The sequence below is a fragment of the Mesorhizobium sp. WSM4841 genome, assembly GCF_055811515.1.
On the sequence record NZ_JBVVQC010000027.1, the window covers coordinates 1 to 18,378 of the forward strand.

The 18,378-nt window shown below is 58.1% G+C and carries 14 protein-coding genes and 1 pseudogene; 1 reads left to right on the forward strand and 14 read right to left on the reverse strand.

Features of this window, described 5'->3' with window-relative positions; translation table 11 throughout:
- The first annotated feature begins 9 nt into the window (after nucleotides 1–9).
- The gene (locus AC0L14_RS25485; RefSeq protein WP_473751185.1) at nucleotides 10–687 is read left to right on the forward strand and encodes an IS3 family transposase; all 678 of its coding nucleotides are present in this window, start codon (nucleotides 10–12) and stop codon (nucleotides 685–687) included.
- A 103-nt stretch (nucleotides 688–790) separates the two neighbouring features.
- Here AC0L14_RS25485 and AC0L14_RS25490 read toward each other — a convergent pair.
- The 14 genes and pseudogenes from AC0L14_RS25490 to AC0L14_RS25555 form a co-directional block, all read right to left on the reverse strand.
- Nucleotides 791–1,157, reverse strand: a pseudogene (locus tag AC0L14_RS25490) (IS701 family transposase); the annotation flags it as partial.
- Between the two features lie 787 nt (nucleotides 1,158–1,944).
- Entirely contained in the window at nucleotides 1,945–2,976 is a 1,032-nt protein-coding gene (locus AC0L14_RS25495; RefSeq protein ID WP_473751117.1) for an ABC transporter ATP-binding protein, read from the reverse strand.
- Nucleotides 2,973–3,989 carry an ABC transporter ATP-binding protein gene (locus tag AC0L14_RS25500; RefSeq protein ID WP_473751118.1) on the reverse strand — a complete coding sequence of 339 codons (1,017 nt, stop codon included), beginning with the start codon at nucleotides 3,987–3,989 and terminating at the stop codon, nucleotides 2,973–2,975. The genes AC0L14_RS25495 and AC0L14_RS25500 overlap by 4 nt, the downstream gene beginning before the upstream one ends.
- Complete coding sequence (locus tag AC0L14_RS25505; RefSeq protein ID WP_473751119.1) at nucleotides 3,986–4,879, reverse strand: ABC transporter permease; 894 nt, start codon at nucleotides 4,877–4,879, stop codon at nucleotides 3,986–3,988. Before AC0L14_RS25505 ends, AC0L14_RS25500 begins: the two co-directional genes overlap by 4 nt.
- Nucleotide 4,880: 1 nt before the next feature.
- On the reverse strand, nucleotides 4,881–5,819 hold the full coding sequence (locus AC0L14_RS25510; protein ID WP_473751120.1) for an ABC transporter permease: 939 nt from the start codon (nucleotides 5,817–5,819) through the stop codon (nucleotides 4,881–4,883).
- A 28-nt stretch (nucleotides 5,820–5,847) separates the two neighbouring features.
- On the reverse strand, nucleotides 5,848–7,434 hold the full coding sequence (locus tag AC0L14_RS25515) for an ABC transporter substrate-binding protein (protein WP_473751121.1): 1,587 nt from the start codon (nucleotides 7,432–7,434) through the stop codon (nucleotides 5,848–5,850).
- 79 nt (nucleotides 7,435–7,513) lie between these two features.
- Nucleotides 7,514–9,493: a CocE/NonD family hydrolase gene (locus AC0L14_RS25520; RefSeq protein WP_473751122.1), complete on the reverse strand. Its 1,980-nt coding sequence runs from the start codon at nucleotides 9,491–9,493 to the stop codon at nucleotides 7,514–7,516.
- 457 nt (nucleotides 9,494–9,950) lie between these two features.
- Entirely contained in the window at nucleotides 9,951–10,448 is a 498-nt protein-coding gene (locus tag AC0L14_RS25525; RefSeq protein WP_473751123.1) for an Lrp/AsnC family transcriptional regulator, read from the reverse strand.
- A 68-nt stretch (nucleotides 10,449–10,516) separates the two neighbouring features.
- Entirely contained in the window at nucleotides 10,517–12,061 is a 1,545-nt protein-coding gene (locus AC0L14_RS25530) for a fumarate hydratase (protein ID WP_473751124.1), read from the reverse strand.
- 6 nt (nucleotides 12,062–12,067) lie between these two features.
- Complete coding sequence (locus AC0L14_RS25535) at nucleotides 12,068–13,501, reverse strand: NAD-dependent succinate-semialdehyde dehydrogenase (protein WP_473751125.1); 1,434 nt, start codon at nucleotides 13,499–13,501, stop codon at nucleotides 12,068–12,070.
- Nucleotides 13,502–13,697: 196 nt separating this feature from the next.
- Nucleotides 13,698–14,624 (reverse strand): LysR family transcriptional regulator, encoded by a 927-nt coding sequence (locus AC0L14_RS25540; RefSeq protein ID WP_473751126.1) that lies wholly within the window; start codon nucleotides 14,622–14,624, stop codon nucleotides 13,698–13,700.
- Nucleotides 14,625–14,798: 174 nt separating this feature from the next.
- Nucleotides 14,799–15,713 (reverse strand): HpcH/HpaI aldolase/citrate lyase family protein, encoded by a 915-nt coding sequence (locus tag AC0L14_RS25545; protein WP_473751127.1) that lies wholly within the window; start codon nucleotides 15,711–15,713, stop codon nucleotides 14,799–14,801.
- Nucleotides 15,714–15,834: 121 nt separating this feature from the next.
- Nucleotides 15,835–16,986, reverse strand: coding sequence for a CaiB/BaiF CoA transferase family protein (locus AC0L14_RS25550; protein ID WP_473751186.1), 1,152 nt, complete (start codon nucleotides 16,984–16,986; stop codon nucleotides 15,835–15,837).
- 19 nt (nucleotides 16,987–17,005) lie between these two features.
- Complete coding sequence (locus AC0L14_RS25555; RefSeq protein ID WP_473751128.1) at nucleotides 17,006–18,253, reverse strand: methylaspartate ammonia-lyase; 1,248 nt, start codon at nucleotides 18,251–18,253, stop codon at nucleotides 17,006–17,008.
- Between the last annotated feature and the right edge of the window lie 125 nt (nucleotides 18,254–18,378).

Consider the following 18,378-nt stretch of genomic DNA (forward strand, 5'->3'; position numbering starts at 1 on the left):
CGGGGGCCCTTGGGGGGGGGGTGGGGTGGGGGCGCAAACCATAAACGTGTGTTGCGGGTGATGAGGGAGGATAATCTCTTGTGTTTGCGCAGTCGGCCATTTGTGCCGCGCACCACGGATTCTCGGCATAGCTGGCGGGTGGTGTCTAACCTTGCTCGAGGCATGGAGTTGACAGGGATCAATCAGCTTTGGGTCGCCGACATCACCTATCTGCACCTTGCCGAGCAGTTCGCTTATTTGGCGGTTGTGCTTGATGCATTCAGCCGCAAGGTCATCGGATGGGCCCTGGAACTCCACCTGCGGGCCAGCCTTGCGGTTGATGCCCTGAAGATGGCGATCTCCGCACGTGCTCCAGTTCCTGGCAGTTTAATTCATCACTCGGACAGGGGAGTTCAATACGCTTGCAGCAGCTATTCCGATATCCTCCATGCGCATGGAATCCAGCCGAGTATGAGCCGGGTGGGCAATCCGTATGACAATGCACGTGCGGAAAGCTTCATGAAAACCTTGAAGCAGGAAGAAGTCGCAGGCTGGGCCTATCGCGATGCCTCGGACGCCCGGCGGCGTATCGCGAGCTTCATTGAAGACGTTTACAATCGGCAACGGTTGCACTCAGCCCTCGACTACCTCACCCCGGAGGAATACGAACAGACCTTATCGAAATCGCCGGAAAAATGCCGTACTTGAACTCAAAGCCTGAAATTGTCCCGCAATTTCTCTGTCTCATTATGAGGGTGCACTCCACCACTGTCCGGGAATTAGCGGAACCCCTGTCCGGCTTTTGCGAAATGCGCACCCGATCCTTTGTCCAGCTCTCCAGTAGGTAAAGGCGACGATCGACCAGCGCTTGACCGTAGCGACTCGCGTAAGCCAAGAACACGCCGTTATGGCTGTTCTCGATCCGCCCTGCCGTTCCCGAGTATTGACGCGCAACACCGGCGGAACGATCGCCCTTCTTCACAAATCCCGTCTCGTCGACGATCAAGACGCCATCCTCATCGCCCAACGCCTCCGCTACATAATCGCGAACCTCACCTCGCAGCCGATCCGCGTCCCAGTGGCTGCGCCCCAACAGCAACTGCATCCGATAGGGGGCGCTCCGCTCCGGACTGCTCAGCCATCAACCAGCCCGTCTTGCGTTCAATGAAGGCCGTCAAGGAAATCTGCGCCCGTCTCTCGCAGCTCACGACGAGGAAGCACCCGCCCAACCCGCGCCTTCAGCGCTGCGAGCTCCTGCTCCCAAGCCAACAGTGACCCCGACCACGAAGCGACAGACATGGCTCCCTCCATAACCTGTCGAACGGAATCATAATCAAATGATCCGCAACTGTAGTACTAGCGCTCTTACTGTTGCTTAAGGTGATCTTGCAGCGACCGTTCACTCCATAACTAACATTTGGTATTGCATTCGGCCTGAGCAAAGAAGCTGAGATTGCGAGACTTCAGTGATTCCTAGGAGGACCTGCACATTCACAAAACCGGACAATGTTCGGCCTGATCTGGTTGGGGACGGCGCGTCATTGCGTGCTTGCGGCCTCGGGCGCTTCTTGGGCAAAGGCGGTGCCGATGAAGGCCGAGACGACCCTGCGGCCGCGGGAAACCGCAATGCTTAAGGGACGTATGACGCGTCCCAACCAAAAGCCATCGCGTCATAGGCGACAACGATACGCCGGACTTCGTGCCCGGCTGGATGGCTTTGCGGCGCCAGCGTTGTAGCACTATTAAGCGCCGAATCCGGATCGGCTTCGAGCTTCTTGAGAGGGTTGCGTTCACCCAGGAATCGTCGGGCCAGACCATTTTGACTGATCAAAGGCACTGAGGGATTTGCTTGCATCGCGGGAACCGTGACTGGAGCGCTCCCTTGCTAGCTGCTCAACAGCGCCGAGGGTTTGGTTCTTTGTCTGCATCCCAGGGCTTCCTTTTTCATAGTCCTGCCTCCTATCGTCAGGTGGGCTCGACTGAGACGGGGAATGGTCGTTCCCTGGCACTATTGCGATCGAGCGGGAAATGGCATTTAAAGCTGTGATGCGCTTTATCCGGGTTTGTTGAAGATTTGGGAAAGACGCGGCTGCAGATATCCTTCGCGTAACGACAACGGGTGTGAAACTCGCAGCCGGATGGCCGGCGCAACAGGCTCGGCACCTCACCCTTGAGCTCTATCCGGTTCAGCACCGCATCCGGGTCTGGCTCCGGATTGGCCGCGAGCAGCGCTGCCGTGTAAGGGTGCCGCGGTTGATCGAAGATACGCTCGGTCGAGCCGACCTCAATAAAGCGGCCGAGGTACATGATTGCCATTCGATCGGTCATGTGGCGCACAACGTTAAGATTGTGCGTGATAATCAGGATCGCCATGCCGAGTTCGTCTTGAAGCCGCGCGAGGAGATTGAGCACCTCGCCCTGTACTGAGACGTCGAGGCCAGCGGTCGGCTCATCGGCAATAATCAAGTCCGGATTCAGAGCCAGAGCACGCGCGATACCGACACGCCTGGCCTGACCTCCGGAAAGCTGATGGGGATAGCGGCGAGCAAAATCCGCCGGCAAACCGACCATCCGAAGCAGGCGCTCCGCTTCGCCTCCGGCATCGCGAGGCGTTAATCCATGGATGCGAAAAGGCTCCGTCAACAGTGATCGCACGGTCAGCCTCGGCGACAGCGAGCCGATAGGATCCTGGAACATCATGGCCATGCGCCGCAAGTAGGGCTTGCGTTCAGCCCCACTGAGCTCCTCAATTTCCTGTCCGTCGAAGCTGATGCTGCCGCTGACAGCCCGCTGCAAGCCGACTATCGTGCGCGCGATGGTGGATTTGCCTGAGCCGCTTTCACCGATAAGGGCGAGTGTCTCGCCCTTATCGATTTTAAAGGACACACCGCATACCGCGTCGATGAAAGGGGCTTTCGTCCTGGTTGCGAGCGCCTTCAGCGGACCCATCGTGCGGAAGCGGACCCGTAAGTCATCAACCCGAAGCAGCGCGCTCATGCCGAAACCAGCCGCTTTTCGGCAAGAAGATGGCATCGAGCGACTTGGTCCGCGCCGATGCGGTACTCAACCGGGTTCTCTTGCAGACAGCGACTAAATGCCTGCGGGCATCGCGTGCGGAAGATACACCCCTGCTTGCTGCCCAGAAGACTGGGCACCTCGCCCGGGATGGTCGGCAAAGTGCGTGTGCTTTTTTTGGTACGCCCGGGATCGCACTCAAGCAGCGCGCGCGTGTAAGGGTGAGCAGGATTGTGGAAGATGTCCCGAACGGCGCCCTCCTCCACCACTTCGCCCGCATACATGACGGCGACCCGGTCGCACAACTCAGCCACCGCGCCGAGGTGGTGGGAGACGAAGAGAATCGAGCAACCAATTTCTTTTTGCAGATCCTTGAGCAAATGAATGATCTGCACTTCCAGTGTTGCATCGAGCGCAGTGGTTGGCTCGTCGGCGACGAGGAGCGCTGGTTTCACAAGCAGCGCCATGGCAATGCAAACGCGCTGACGCATACCGCCAGAGAAGTGATGCGGATAGGCGCCGATACGGCTTTGAGGATCGGGAATTCCGACCAGGTGAAGCATCTCGAGGGCACGAGCGCGCTTTTCGCTCCGGTTTCCTTGTTCGCGGTGCTGGATATCGATCATCTGGCTCTCGATGGTCCGCACCGGATTGAGTGCCGTCATCGGGTCCTGAAAGATCATCGATAGATGATCGCCGAGCAGGCTACGACGCGCCTGAGCGGGCATCTTGAGCAGGTCTTTACCTCCGAACAGAATGCTGCCGGCTGTCACATCTGCATTTTCTGGAAGCAGGCCCATGACCGTATAAGCGAGCGTCGACTTCCCGGATCCACTTTCGCCGACTATGCCAACCACCTGGGCGGCCGGGACATCGAGCGAAACGTTACGCAGGGCATGGACGCGCCCGCGCGGTGTACCGAAATCGAGGTTTAGGTCACGAATCTCAAGAAGCGGCCGGGCGGACGTATGGGAAATCGAATCCTCGCGTTTCATAGGTCTTTCCGCAGCTTGGGATCGAACATGTCGCGCAGCGCCTCGCCCAGGAATGTGAAGCCAAGCGTTGCGAGGACAATGGGAATTCCGCCGCCGATTACAAGCCAGGGCGTCTGATCAATGTAGCTATAGCCATCGTTGAGGATAGCTCCCCAATCGGGCGTTGGTGGGCGCACGCCCATGCCCAGGAAGCTGAGACCCGCCTCGACGGCGATAACGGCCGGAACGTCCATGCTCACGAGAATGAGAAGCGGGCCGATGACATTGGGCAGTATGTGCACAGCGAGAATGCGCGCCGTGCCGGCGCCCATACTACGCTCTGCGGCGATGTACTCACTACTACGCAGCGCTTCTGTCTGGGTGCGCACGACACGCGCGTAAATGGGCATAGACGTTATTAAGATAACTAAAATGACGCTCGCCAGACTTGGTCCGAGAAGTGCGATCAGGGCTAGCGCGAAAATGATGCCCGGAAACGAACGTATCGTATCGAAGAGAAGCAGGAGCAAATTGTCGAGCCAACGCGGACCGAAGCCCGCGACCAAACCAAGTACGAGGCCGACTGCCAGCGAACTACTGAGAGAGGCGAACGCAACGAGGAGCGGGATGCGGCCCCCCATAACTACGCGAGAAAACGTGTCGCGGCCCAGTTGGTCAGTGCCCAACAGAAAATCCAGTGAAGGTGCGGCCAGACGCGGCCCGACCATGATCCGCGTCGGTTCGTGCGTGATCATGAGCGGAGCGAAGATCGCAACTGCTGCTATGAGTACGACAAGCACTGCTCCGAGCACGCCCAATCGGGTTTTGCGAAATTGCCGCAAAAAGGCGCGAAAGGAGCCGGTATCGATTGCATCGTTGGTCGCTGGACGGATGGCTTCCACACTCACCATGTTAGAGCTTTTCCCGGGTTCGCGGATCGAGGAATGCGTTGACCACATCGGAGAGCGTCGTGGCGACAACAATAAGGACCGTGGTGACGAGCACGGTGCCCATCACAATCGGATAGTTCCGCGTATTGACCGCATTCACGATCAATGCGCCGATGCCGGGTCGGGCAAAGACCACTTCGACAAAAACCGAGGAAGAAAGCAGCCAACCTATGCCTACGCCTAGTATGGTCACGGTCGGCAGGATCGCGAGCGGCAGCGCGTAACTCATTACAATGCGCCATTCCGAGAGTCCAAAAGAGCGGGCCATGCGGATGTGGTTTTCTCCCAAGATCTCAAGCATGGATGCGCGCACCAGTCGGGAGATATATCCGACCCAGCCGATGCCAATGGCAAAGCTTGGGAGGATGAGGTGCACAAGTCCATCCCAGAAGCCATTTCCGGCCCCGATCGCTGGCAACCAGCGCAGAGCCACGGCAAAAATCAGCACCGCATAAACCGCCATCACGAAGGACGGAATGGCGATCGTGGCCACCGTCACGATGCCGGCCACCTGGTCAACCAACGAACTGCGCCGCATTGCCGAGTAGCAGCCGAGCGGCACGGCTATCGCGACTGCCCACAAGATCGAGACGAAGATCAGTTCGATTGTATAGGGCAGCTGCCCGAACACGACGTCCGCAACAGGTCTTTGGCTGAAGGCGTCGAAGCCAAGGTCGCCATGGAGCAACTTGCCAAAAAAGGTGGCGATCTGTACGATAAGAGGTTCGTCGAGCCCCATCTGTTGATGGAGCTGCGCCTTCATCTCCGGGGTCGCCCGGGGGCCGAGCAACGCTACTGCGGGATCGCCCGGTACGGCATGGATCATCAGGAACAAAAGTGTCACCGCGGTCACGGTGATGGCGACCGCAAGGACAATGCGTTTCAGGAGATAGAGCAACATGATTCCACCCCGATCACGTTACTCGAGCCTAGACCGGCTTGAAATCTAAATAGAGGGGGCTGCCGTCCGGACGGGTTGCAGCTTCGATTTGCGTGGTGCGGTACACTATCGGCGTCGCCCCGTTGGTCAGGAACCGGTAGGCGCCCGACTCTTCCATAAGATCCTGCATCTCATGGTAGAGCTTCCCCCGCGCTTCCGGGTCGTCGATCGTGACCGCCTTAGCAACCAGCTCGTCAAAGCGCGCGCTGCGGAAGCGCTCCCAGTTCCAGACGCCCACTTGATCTTTCACAAACCAAGTCACTTCGTAATGCGGATCCGGCAGACCGATGAACCCGTTTAGGATGAGCTGCAAGTCCTTCCAGCGCTCGCCCTCCGATTCCATGCCGAGCGTCCAGAATGTGCTGGAATCTCGGGCATTGACCTCGACCGAAATGCCGATCTGGGACAATTGTGCTTGCACCATCTGGGCTGTGGCTGAATTAAGGCTATCGTTTGTGCAATCGATGCTCAAGGTCAGATCGTTCACGCCGGCCTTTTCCAGAAACTCCTTTGCTGTTGCGAGATCGCCTCCTGGAGGAATGAGCGCCTTCGCACGGTGCCCGACGAGCCCGGGAGCAATCGGGCCTGTCGCCACATTGACTTGGCCCGAATAGGCAGCATCCAAGATCTGCGGCACATTGATCGCCCACTGGATCGCCTTGCGGACGTTGATGTCCTTCAGCTTCGGGTGATCCATATTCATGCCAATCCAGGTGTAACCGAGCGAGGGTCTTTCCTCGACCTTTGTGTTGGCGGGCGGGTTGCTCTTGAAGCTCGCCAGCGAATCCAGACTGATAGAGGTGAAGTCGACATCGCCCGCCAGATAAGCGCGTTCCCGGGCCTTAAGGTCGGCGACCGGTAGAATACGTATTTCGTCAAAGCCCGGCTTCGGGCCTGACCATTCCGGATTGCGTGTCAAGAGTATGTGCTGGTTGGCCTTCCAGTCGGCGAGCACGTACGGACCAGAGAACGCTGGCGGCTTCATGCCGAAATCACCGCCGTCCTTGGTTGCCTTCATTACCGCGTCCTCGGAAACGATTTGGCCGGTTTCACTGGGGAGCGCAACCTGCCAAACCGGTACATATGGCGTCTTGAAAACGATCACACCAGTATAGTCGTCCTCTAACTCGACTTGATCGAACGAACCCCATGACTCCTTGCTGGGCGAGTTGTGCTTGATCGAGCGCTCGAAAGAGAATTTAACGTCCCTGGCGGTCATTTCGCCGTGGCCGCCAGTGAATTTGATGCCTTTCTTCAGGCGGAAGCGAATGTGCGTCGGGTCGACCTGCTCGATCTTTTCTGCCGCTTCCAACTCCCAAGCCCATTCGGAGCCCAGCTTGTAACGAATGAGCTTCGAATAAAGGCAGTTAATCACGTCAATTTCTACGCTGCGCCCGACGAAGGTGGGGTCGAGTTTGGTGACGTCGCCATTGGAACAGGCCCTGAGCACCTTGCCTTGGGCTGCCCAGATAGCTTGCCACAGCGGCATGCCGCTTGCTACAACTCCTCCGCCAAGCACGGCGCCGGTCTTTAGAAAGTCGCGGCGGCTTAAGATACCAGCGATATCAGTCTTCATATTAGTTCCCCTTTTGTGAGCTTTTCCCGTTCGAGACAGGGCCGCCTTCGTAGCGCTGAATCAATTATAGAAATGACATCTAGAGCAGCTCGCGCGGAATGGCTTCGGACCATTCTCTTGCGAACATCTCTATTTCTCCCGATCCCTCGGTGGCGCGAACCTTGCGGCGCAGATGGAAGTATTTGGAATCGCAGCTCATGCTTTGTTCGGTCTCAATCGCAACCTGCCACTCGTCACGTCTGAACGTGAAATGCCACTCGCCAAGATATTGGGCCGACGCTGGATCGGCAGGATGGATACTGCAGTGCATCCGAACATCGCTGCCTATCGTCATTCCGTGATGCGGATTGATGTTCTGGCCGAAGTCGTCGAAAGTTTCCAGGACTACCGTGCCATCCTCCAAGGCATGCCGCTTGAAGGTGCTGCTGGCCGGACGCAACTGCTGGGTCTGTAGCTTTGGACACTCCCGTGGTGGACTGGGGTTCAGGGGCGGGATTTCCTCGGTAACTGTTCGAATGGGCAGGTGAAGTGTGCTGTTTTCCAGGTGCAACGTGACCACCGCACTCTCAGGCGCTGGCCAGACGAGCGGCCAGTAGGAGGTCGACAGCGCCAGCCGCAGCACATGTCCGGTTCTCAGTCGATGGGCGCACTCGTTCAGCTCTATCTCGGCTTCGTAAACCTGCCCCGGAACCAGTGCTTGCGGCCTCTCATGGCTGACAAAATGGGTCAGGTTCAGCGGCCGATAGGTGATCCGCTGAGACACGCCCCCTGGCGAGACGTCGCACAGCCGCGCCACAATCTGAGCCACTGGCCTGTCAACTGAGAAGGCAAACTTCACCTTGGGACGACCGAGCAGTTCCATCGGCTCGGTCAGCGGTGCGGTGTCAAAGCAGGTCGACAGAGCATCGTCAGGTGACTGATCCTCGGCCAGTTCGTTGTCGATGCGCATGCCGGGGCAGTAGTACCCTCCTGCCTGACCGACGTGCGCGGGGCTTGAGACGGGCACTGTCCCAACAGTCCCACTGTCCTTCAAACCATCTAAGCCCAAGGAAAGAACCCGGTCCTTCACGTGGGATGAGGGCCAGCTCTTCTCCGCCACCCAACGCCCCACCCGCGGGCCGTACTCCTTGCTCGCGTTGAAATGCTCCTGAATGTAAACGCGATAGGCGGGAAGGCACTCCGCGCCGTTGCGATCTCCTTTCAGCCAACGGTCGAACCAGCGAAACGCTTCCGAATGGAAATCTGCAGGATCGAGCCGTGATAGGTGGGGATAACTATGCTCCCAGGGCCCGATCATTGCCTTGCACGAAACCTGAAGATTTGCTGCGAGCGCTGGCGGCGCATTAACATACGGGTCGGCCCAGCCAGTAATTGCCAGCACCGGTGCCTCAATGCGCGACCAATCCTCGCAGACTGAGCCGTGCTTCCAGAAATCGTCCCGCGTGGGATGACGCATCCACTCAACCGCAGAGAAAGGCAAAGTTTCCAGCCGTCGGATCCAATCCTCACGCCAATCCTTACGCAGTTGGGGATCGGCCGGACGAGTGAGATAGGCACCCAACTGGGTTGCCCAATCAACATTCGCACTGAGCAGGCAGCCGCCCATGAAGTGACAATCGTCGGCGTAACGATCGACGGTCGAGGCCATGCTGATCACCGCCTTCAGCGCGGGTGGCCGTCGATACGCCAGCTGCAAACCATTGAAACCGCCCCAGGAGATGCCGGTCATTCCAACGTTGCCATCGCACCATTGCTGCGCTGCGATCCAGGCCAGAACTATCTCGCCATCACTCAACTCCTGCTCTGAATATTCATCGTCGAACTGGCCTTCGCTATCGCCCGATCCCGCGATATCGACACGTACGCATGCGTAGCCCGCTTCAGCAAAAACGCGATGCGTTGTCTCATCGCGCGCTGCCGTCCCATCGCGCTTGCGGTAGGGCAGGTATTCAAAAATAGCAGGAAACGGCCCCTCGGAGTTAGGAAGCCAAAGCTTGGCCGCCAATTTGCGCCCATCAGGCATTTCAATCCATTCGTTCTCAATAACTGTTGTCGACATGAAGCTTCTCTTATATCTGTCTTGCTTCTTGGATGAGTTCACTGCCTTCTACGTGAAGGAGAACGGCGAAGTAGTCGCGCCCACGGCTCGCTCCGGCGTTGCCTGCCCATTGGATAGAGCATGTGCGGTCGGTCTCGTAGCCGGAAAAGATAGCGACTGATATAGACCTGCTTTATGTCAAAGCTTGCCGATCTTGTACCCTAGACCCGCTCGCTCCCTAAAGTTTGGGCCGCTAGCCGGCCATGGCGAGCAATAAGCTTCGATCCTTCTCTGGAAGTTGCATGTTCCAAGACAGCTGAGGCGCGTCTATTCCTCTCCTACCATTGATCGAGGGAACGCTCGAGCAGCCGCCTCTTATACGGGAAGCGTTCCTTTGGGTTTCACGGGAATGCGCGTGTTTCGCCACGGAATTCGCGGAATGGAGATCCGATCCCGTGGAAACCAACGCCTGTGAAGTTTACCGTTGCCTTAGTGAAGACAAGGGGACCGGCGCATTGGATTTCACAGGTTTGGTCACCACAAGACTGTAATACTGGTCGATCCCCAGGCCTGCCTGCAACAATCCCTCCATGAAATCCTGATACGCAGCCATAGAAGGAGATGCGACGCGCATCAGATAATCGATCCGCCCGCCGATAGCCCAGCAATCCAGGATTTCCGGAAATTCTCGGATCGCAGTCTCGAAGTGTCTTTGGTCCTCGAGGCGATGACGTTCCAGCACGACCTCCACCATGACAAAGACCATGCCGCCGATGAGGGCCGGACTCAGCCGCGCGTAGAACCCCTCAATAATCCCTGCGATCTCGAGTGCACGGAGCCGCTCCGAGCAGGCCGAAGCCGAAAGATGAACGCGTTTTGCAAGCTCACTTTTTGAAATCCGGCCGTCCGACTGAATCTCCGAAAGAATCCGGATATCCCAAGCATCCAGGCGCGCAGGATTGGATTTCGACTTCATGACCTTCTGCTCTAAAGCCGTTGTCGGCAATGGGATGATTCCAACCAACCGAGCCTGGCGGGGAAGGCTCAAATGCCGATGTTGCGTGCGATGCTGTCCGCCGCCATGCGCTTGCGCCACTCAAAAGGCCCGGAATTGTGAATGGAGTTTCCCTCAACATCGACAGCCATGATGACAGGCATGTCCTGCACCTCGAATTCATAGACTGCTTCCATGCCTAGATCTTCGAAGGCAATGAGCCGCGCTGACTTGATCGATTTTGATATTAGGTAGGCAGCCCCCCCCACTGCGATGAGATACGGCGTTTTGTACCTTACGATCGACTCGATGGCCGCCCGTCCCCTCTCCGCTTTCCCCACCATCGCAAAAAGCCCGGTTTCGGCGAGCACCTTGTCCGTAAAATCGTCCAAGCGGCTGGAGGTTGTTGGGCCAGCCGGTCCGACGACCTCATCTCTCACGGCGCGGACGGGTCCAACGTAGTAGATAACGCGCCCCTGCAGATCGAACGGAAGCGGCTTGCCGGCGTCGATCAACTCGACGATTCTCTTGTGGGCGGCGTCCCGGCCTGTCAGCATCTTTCCGGACAGAAGAAGCGTTTCACCGCAGCGCCACGATGCCGTCTCTTCCTTCGTAAGTGCATCGAGGTTGACCCTTCGCACGCCGGCTGGACTCAATTCGTCGGTTCCAATATCGGGCCATTCGCGCAAGTCGGGCGGCTGAAGCCTGATGGGTCCAGAGCCGTCCAAGGTAAACTTCAGGTGCCGGTTGGCGGCGCATTGCGGAATGAGTGCCACGGGCTTGGACGCGGCGTGGGTAGGATAGGTCGCAACCTTGACGTCAACGACTGTCGTCAGGCCGCCTAGGCCCTGAGCGCCGATGCCTAGGGCATTAATTCGTTCATAAAGCTCGACCCGCAGTGCCTCCTCCGCACTTGATGGCCCCCTGGCGATCAATTCCGATATATCGATGGGTTGGTTCATGGCCTCCTTGGCCAGCAGCATCGCCTTTTCGGCGCTACCGCCGACGCCAACAGAGATCAGGCCGGGCGGACACCATCCGCTGCCGAGGGTGGAAACGGTATCGACCACCCAGTCGGCAACGGACGCGCTGGGAATAAGGGTGGTGAAACGCGCCTTGTTCTCCGACCCGCCGCCTTTTGCGGCAATGGTGATCTCAATCTGATTACCTTGCACAAGGTCAACGTGGACGACTGCCGGCGTGTTGTCACGAGTGTTGACCCGCCCCGCGAGAGGATCGGCAACGATCGATCCCCGAAGCGGATTGTCCGCATCGAGATAGGCCTGACGGACGCCCTCATTCACGAGATCTGCGAAACTGACCGTTGACTTGATGCGGGTGTCCATGCCGACTTTTGCGAAGACCACCACAAGGCCGGTGTCTTGGCAGATCGGGCGCCTCCCGAAGGCCGCCATGCGGGAGTTCAGCAGAATCTGCCCTATTGCGTTCTTCGCCGCCGGGCTCTGTTCGCGCGCATATGCTCGCGAAAGAGAGCGGATATAATCTGGAGGATGGTAGTACGAGATGTACTGAAGGGCGTCGGCGACGCTCGTTGTGATGTCCTTGCCGGCGATGGTGCGCGTTCTATTTCCCACCAGATTTCATCCAAATGAGCCAAGGCCATTCACGATTTTCAGGATTTGGAAGCTTCGCACCCCCTGCTCGCCGCCTTCATATCCATAGCCGCTCTGCTTGACGCCTCCGTAAGGCGCGTCCGCTGATACCCCTTTCAGGTAATTCACACTGACAGCGCCCGCAGAAAGACTAATGGTCAGCTTTCGTTGCGCATCGGCAGCGTCCGTGAAGAAGTAAGCGGCCAGGCCATACTCAGTGGCGTTGGCTTCCTCGATGGCCTCTTCGAGCGAATCGAACGGAGCCACGGTGAGGATCGGTCCGAACGGCTCTTCATGAAGTACTCTGGCATCCTTCGGCACGCCTGTCAGGATGGTTGGCGGCCAGTAAAAGCCCGGTCCGTCGAGGCGGGTTCCACCAGTCTCGATGCGGGCGCCACGATCGACTGCATCCTTGGTCAGACGCTGCATGGCCTCGATTCGCCGCGCGTTTGCCATCGGTCCCATCTCCGTTGCAGGGTCGTCCGGTTGGCCGATCCTGATCTTGCGGGCGGCTTCCGTCATCCGGGACAGGAATTCCTCGTAGAGTGTCCGCGCGACGAGGATCCTGCTGGGCGCGTTGCAGCTCTGGCCCGCGCACTCGAACTTGTATTCCGAAATAGCCGGTATGGCCTTTGCCAGGTCGGCATCCTCGCACACAATGACCGGCGAGTGGCCACCGAGTTCAAGGATGCAACGCTGCAAGTTATTCGCGGCCAGCGTGGCTAGCTGTTTTCCAACCGCGGTTGAGCCCGTGAAAGTCAAGACCTTCACGATTGGCGAACTGAGCAGATGCCGCGATATATGCACCGGAACACCGAAGACAAGACTGACCACGCCGTCGGGGATGCCTGCTTGGCGCAACGATTCAACGATATGGACAGCCACGCTCGGGGTCTCTTCAGCCCCTTTGAGGATCACCGGGCAGCCTGCCGCCAGCGCGGGGGCGAGCTTGCGGGCGATGAGAACGGCCGGATAGTTCCAGGGCGTGAAGGCAGCAACAACACCGAGCGGCTCCGGGACGATCATCCGGTTCGGGCCCAACGGTATCGGTGCCGACAGCTCTTCGGCATGCCTGCCGTTCCATCCCAGCGTTTCGACAGCGCGCGCGTACTCACCTGTCGCTTCGGCGACCGTCTTTCCCTGTTCGGCCGACAGCTCCCTGGCTGCTGCTTCAATCTTCGTTGCCAAGATTCTTGCGGCTGCTACCAAGATTTCGGCACGTTCTTTTGCAAGCCGTGAAGACCAAGCCTTTCGGCTGCGTTCTGCCGAAGCGAGGGTCTCATCCAGATCCGACACCGTCGCCGAGGCCACCGAGGCAAATACCTTCTCCGTTGCCGGATTAATCACCGGCAATGTGGCTCTGCTACCACCGGCCCGCCATTTGCCGTTGATGAAGAGCTCGTGCCTCCTGGCGTCTGACATCGCGTGCTCCACTTATGTGAATTTTTGCCATACGAGCGCCATTCGACACCGAACCGCTGAACTCGCTTGAGCCAATTTCATCGCGAGTGTCGCGGCAGGTCAAATATCGAATATTGCCGAAATCCATCTGGAATCCAGATCGATCTGACCCTGATGGCCGCAAGAAGACATAGCCTTGCCAAATAGGGTGAAGAGTTCAGGCCGCGTCAGGTGCCGCGGCTGCCCAGGCGCGACTCTCAATTAATTCTCTGGCGACCTTGGGAATGAGCTTGCGGACCGCGGAGACGGCCGCAGAACGCTCATCTTTCGGATTTACGGCAAGCACGACGGAACGGGTGATCACCGGATCGACGATTTTGACCGTCCTAACCAGCCCTTGAGAGGCTTCTTTTTGAACGGCCGAGGGGGCGAGAATAGAATGGGCTTTTCCTTCTATAACCATGTTGATGATCGTTGAGAGCGAGTCCACTTCAAACTTGACGTCCAGCGCGCAACCGTGTTGTGCGACGACGTCAGCCACCGAACGTCTGACATTGTTATTGCGCATGGGAACCGCCAGCGGGAACGCGTGTAGATCCGCCAGAGATATCGAATCTTCGAAAGGCGGTTCACCTGACGGCACCACGAGACAGAGCTCTTCGCGCGCCAAGATTGTCATTCGTGCCACACCATCCGCGGTGCGGTAGAGAACTGCCAGATTGAAGCGGCCAGCAGCCATCCACTCCTCCAGCGGTCCCGTCATGCCCTCGATCATCTTTAGTGAGACCCTCGGCAGTTCGGCTCTCACTGATTCAAGCAGGGGGCCGCTCAGCACGCGAGCGGCTCCGGACGGAATGCCAATGGTCACCTCCCCGGCAGGGGAAGCGGCTGTGTTGGTCAATTCCGCCTCGGTGAGTCGAATTTCCTTGAGAATTGCCCGCGCTCGTTCGAGCAGTTTGGCTCCTGACGCCGTCACGCTCACGCCGGTCCTGTCGCGTATCAGCAGCTGAGTGCCGAAGCCTTCCTCCAACTGACGCACATGCAGGCTCAGAGCGCTCTGAGCAATATTGAGGAACGCAGCGGCCTTCGTGAAGCTGCCTGCTTCGACTACGCCGACGAAGTATTTTAACTGCCTAATTTCCATAACTTGAAGAGCCCAACTGAGGCACTTTCCCCAACTTCCCCCTATCTATCTCGAAAAGTGATGGCGAGAAAGCAATAATTGTGCCGCACTGCAGCAATCGCCGTGGCAATCCACGGCCGAGGCAAGTGGAGCACCTTCGTGTCGTGTCGTCCGAGTCTGGGTTAAATCAGCTGTTCAAACGCCCAACTCGGCTTTCGGACCCATGGCGATGATTTCACGGGCCCTCCTGACAACTGGGGCATCGACCATCTTTCCGTCCAAGGTAAAAGCACCTCTACCCTCTGCCGCAGCATCCCTTTCGGCCGCGAGCACGCGCCGGGCCCACTCGAACTCCTCTGCGCTAGGCGAGAAGGCTTCATTCAGGATGGCAACTTGTGTCGGATGAATTGCCAACGCTCCGACGAAACCGAGCCGCCTTGCCTGTATGACGACATCGCGGAACTTCTGCGTGTCCGAGAACTCCCCGATACTCCCAACGAATCCCAGAGGCAGCAGACCTTTCGCGCGGGCGGCGAACAAGACCGAAAGGTTCGGTCCTAAAAGAAGCTCCGGACCTGGTGTCCCGCCAACGGCCGCGCTGAAATCTTCCGGGCCAAGCGCCATCGCGGCCATCCGTGGATGGGCCGAAGCTATTGCCGCGAGTCTCGTCAATGCCCCCGGAGTTTCGATCTGGGCAACGAACCGAACGCTTCCCGCGTCAAGATTCCTTTCGTGCTCAAGTTCAGTCACGGCATCAGCGACTTCCATCACCCACTCGGCCGACTCCACCTTGGGAAGGACAAGCGCATTGACGCCTGCGACGATCCCTGCTTCAAGGTCGGCAGCCAGCGCGCGCAGGCCACGGTTCACGCGGACCAAAACCGACGCGCCGTTACGACCCACTTTTGTCACGGATTCTGGGAGCTGCCGCCGTGCCTGGCCCTTCTGATCCTGGGGAACAGAGTCCTCCAGGTCGAGAATGACGCCATCTGCACCCCGCTCATGGGCCATCTTAACAAAGCGCGGAACGTGAGCGGGAACGAAGAGCAGGGATCTCCAGCGGGGTACAGACATAGCGCTTTCAATGGCCGGAAAGGTGTCCTTGATCATGGAGTCGCCTCTGCGGCTGATTTTAGCGAGCTCGCTGGGCCGCCGATTCGCTGGATGACCCGAGGTACACACGCTCTCCTGTAGATCGTGAGCGCACCCGCCTTACCGACAAGACGCACGCTCACGCCGACGCGGCTCTTTCACGCAAAATCCGCAGAACCTCTTCTCGGACAGTCTCCGTGTGAGCGCCAAGAGCCGGAACTGGGCGCAGCGAAGGGCGCCCAGAGTTGAAAATCGCCGCCGGCGCTATCGTCTCTACGGTTCCTTCGGGTGTTCCAACCTGCACCCTGCGAATATGTGGATGCCTTGAAACATCCGCAACTTCGTTCAGTCGGCCATATGCCAAACCGGCCGCCTCAAGCTCCTCCATTGCTTCGTGGCAGGATAGTTCAGAAAACCGCCGTTCAATGATCTCATCAAGTTGCGCACGGTGACCGAGGCGCTCCATATTGTCAGCAAAACCAGGTGTGCGTGTGAGCTCGGGCTGCTTCAGGAACTTCTCGCAAAAATTCACCCATTCGCGGTCATTCTGAACCGAAAAGATGACGTCTTTGCCATCGGCGCACCGATAGGCGCCATACGGCGCCAGCGACGGGTGTTTAACGCCGGCGCGTTCCGTATGATAGTCGCTGTAGTCGTTTTGTAGAACCGGCACGTTCATCCAGTCGGCAACGGCATCGAACAACGACACCTGAATGCTGGCCCCTTCGCTGGTGACCTCGCGGTGATAAAGTGCCTGAAGAATGGCACTGTGCGCCGTCATGCCCGCGGAGATGTCGCAAACCGAGACCCCTACACGCGCGGACCCTTGTTGGTTGCCGGTGATCGCGCATAGACCTGTTTCGGCCTGGACGATAAGATCATAAGCCTTCAAATGGGAATACGGCCCTGTGTCGCCGAAACCAGAGATGTCGCAGGTGATCAGCCGCGGATGTCGTCGACGCAGATCAGCAGACCCGAAACCCAGTTTTTCGATACTGCCCGGCTTCAGATTTTGGATAAAGACGTCAGCTTCGACAATAAGCGTATCGAGAACCTCGCGGTCCGCCTCCAATCTCAGGTCCAGACACACCGACTCCTTACCCCGGTTGAGCCAGACGAAGTAAGCGCTCTGCCCCCGGACCAACTTGTCATAGTTTCGAGCAAAGTCCCCTTCGGGCCGTTCGATCTTGATTACCCGGGCGCCGGCATCCGCAAGGCGAGACGACGCGTAAGGCGCGGCAACGGCCTGCTCCACAGTGACGACGGTGATCCCCTCAAGGCTATTGTGCATTGGTGACACACCGCGCTTTTCACCGGACATTTTTTGTCGCTCGACGGTTCAGGATCGCGAGCAACCGGTTCTGTTCGTTCCCAACAATTGAGAAGGCCTCGTCGACACCCATGCCGGGCTTTGCGAGCATCATGTCGGCCTGGGTCGCCACCGAAATGTGGACTGACGCCTGGGCTGACAGATCCGTTTCCGTACAGCTTCCCCCGACATACGCTCCAACTTGGTTCTGCTTACAAATGAGAACAGCACGAGCCGTATCGTCTAGTGAGCCGACATCCGGGGTCTTGATTTGCACAAGATGCGCGGCCTTCGCTTCGGCAAAGAGCCGAATGTCCTCAAGCGTATTGCATCTCTCATCCACGACGATGCGTGCCCTAGAACCTCGATTATCCAGAATCGATACGATTTCAGCATAATTTTCAATTTGAGCTTTTGTCGAACCATAGTCCGCTGGCGACTCGACATTCACCGTGAAACCCGGGACGCTCTCGGCGACCCTGCAGATAAAGTCAGCGATGCGCTGCGGATCCAAGCCGATTTCCTGGCCAATCCAGCCATATACATCGAAATGCAGCACCGGGTGATAGCCCGGGCGGCCGATTTCGCGCGTGCGCGCTGCAACCCATTTCACGAATTCCATGAAGGTCCGACCGCCGACGCCAAATTTTTGCCGTGAGTTGATCAGGCCGTGGGGAAGCACATCCACCCCCTTCAGGATCATTTTGTCCACGTTGATTTCGCGAGCATCACCGCTCTGGCAGTAAATCGGGACCCTGCGCGTCGGCAGCGGCAGACCAAAGTCAGCACATATGACCTCTGCCATCGTCCTGCGGTGAAGATGGGCCGCTGCTCGAAGCAGCGCTTGGCTGACGCCATACTCAAGCGCGAGGGGTAGCCGCTTATGTTCGTGAGGTTCGAAAACGCCGGCACATGCTTCAAGGTAGCGAGACGCATCGACATCGAGAAGCCGCGGCGCGACGACGCGTTCCGTCAAATTGGAGATTTGGTCGGCGTCGAACAGCGGTTCGCGTCCGCCAGCACCAGAGTATTGGACCGCCATCATGTCGCCCCAAACAACGTTGTCGTCGGACAGGACAAGTCCAATGCCCAGCGAAGATGCTGGACGTCGAATGAGATCGAACCCAGGCGTTATCGGATCGCCGACATAAATAAAGCCATCTTGCATCGCACCAGACCGAATGGCGGCCTGATCGTCATAGAAAAACGCGCCATTGCCAGGCGCGAGCAGGACTTCTTTGATCTGCACTTCGTTTCGCTCGATTTATCGGACGGCTGATGGCGCATGCAGTTCGATCAGCTGCCCGCTAAGTATGCGCCACTTGGCGTTGAGTTCGCCAATATAATGTCCCGGGCATTACCATCGCGTTTTCA

Excerpts from the sequence above, each read along its gene's own strand:
- AC0L14_RS25550 (WP_473751186.1), bottom strand. The coding sequence starts at position 16,986 with ATGCACAATAGCCTTGAGGGGATCACCGTCGTCACTGTGGAGCAGGCC.
- AC0L14_RS25545 (WP_473751127.1), bottom strand. The coding sequence starts at position 15,713 with ATGATCAAGGACACCTTTCCGGCCATTGAAAGCGCTATGTCTGTACCC.
- AC0L14_RS25520 (WP_473751122.1), bottom strand. The coding sequence starts at position 9,493 with ATGTCGACAACAGTTATTGAGAACGAATGGATTGAAATGCCTGATGGG.
- AC0L14_RS25540 (WP_473751126.1), bottom strand. The coding sequence starts at position 14,624 with ATGGAAATTAGGCAGTTAAAATACTTCGTCGGCGTAGTCGAAGCAGGC.
- AC0L14_RS25510 (WP_473751120.1), bottom strand. The coding sequence starts at position 5,819 with ATGTTGCTCTATCTCCTGAAACGCATTGTCCTTGCGGTCGCCATCACC.
- AC0L14_RS25515 (WP_473751121.1), bottom strand. The coding sequence starts at position 7,434 with ATGAAGACTGATATCGCTGGTATCTTAAGCCGCCGCGACTTTCTAAAG.
- AC0L14_RS25495 (WP_473751117.1), bottom strand. The coding sequence starts at position 2,976 with ATGAGCGCGCTGCTTCGGGTTGATGACTTACGGGTCCGCTTCCGCACG.
- AC0L14_RS25500 (WP_473751118.1), bottom strand. The coding sequence starts at position 3,989 with ATGAAACGCGAGGATTCGATTTCCCATACGTCCGCCCGGCCGCTTCTT.
- AC0L14_RS25535 (WP_473751125.1), bottom strand. The coding sequence starts at position 13,501 with ATGTCAGACGCCAGGAGGCACGAGCTCTTCATCAACGGCAAATGGCGG.
- AC0L14_RS25525 (WP_473751123.1), bottom strand. The coding sequence starts at position 10,448 with ATGAAGTCGAAATCCAATCCTGCGCGCCTGGATGCTTGGGATATCCGG.
- AC0L14_RS25505 (WP_473751119.1), bottom strand. The coding sequence starts at position 4,879 with ATGGTGAGTGTGGAAGCCATCCGTCCAGCGACCAACGATGCAATCGAT.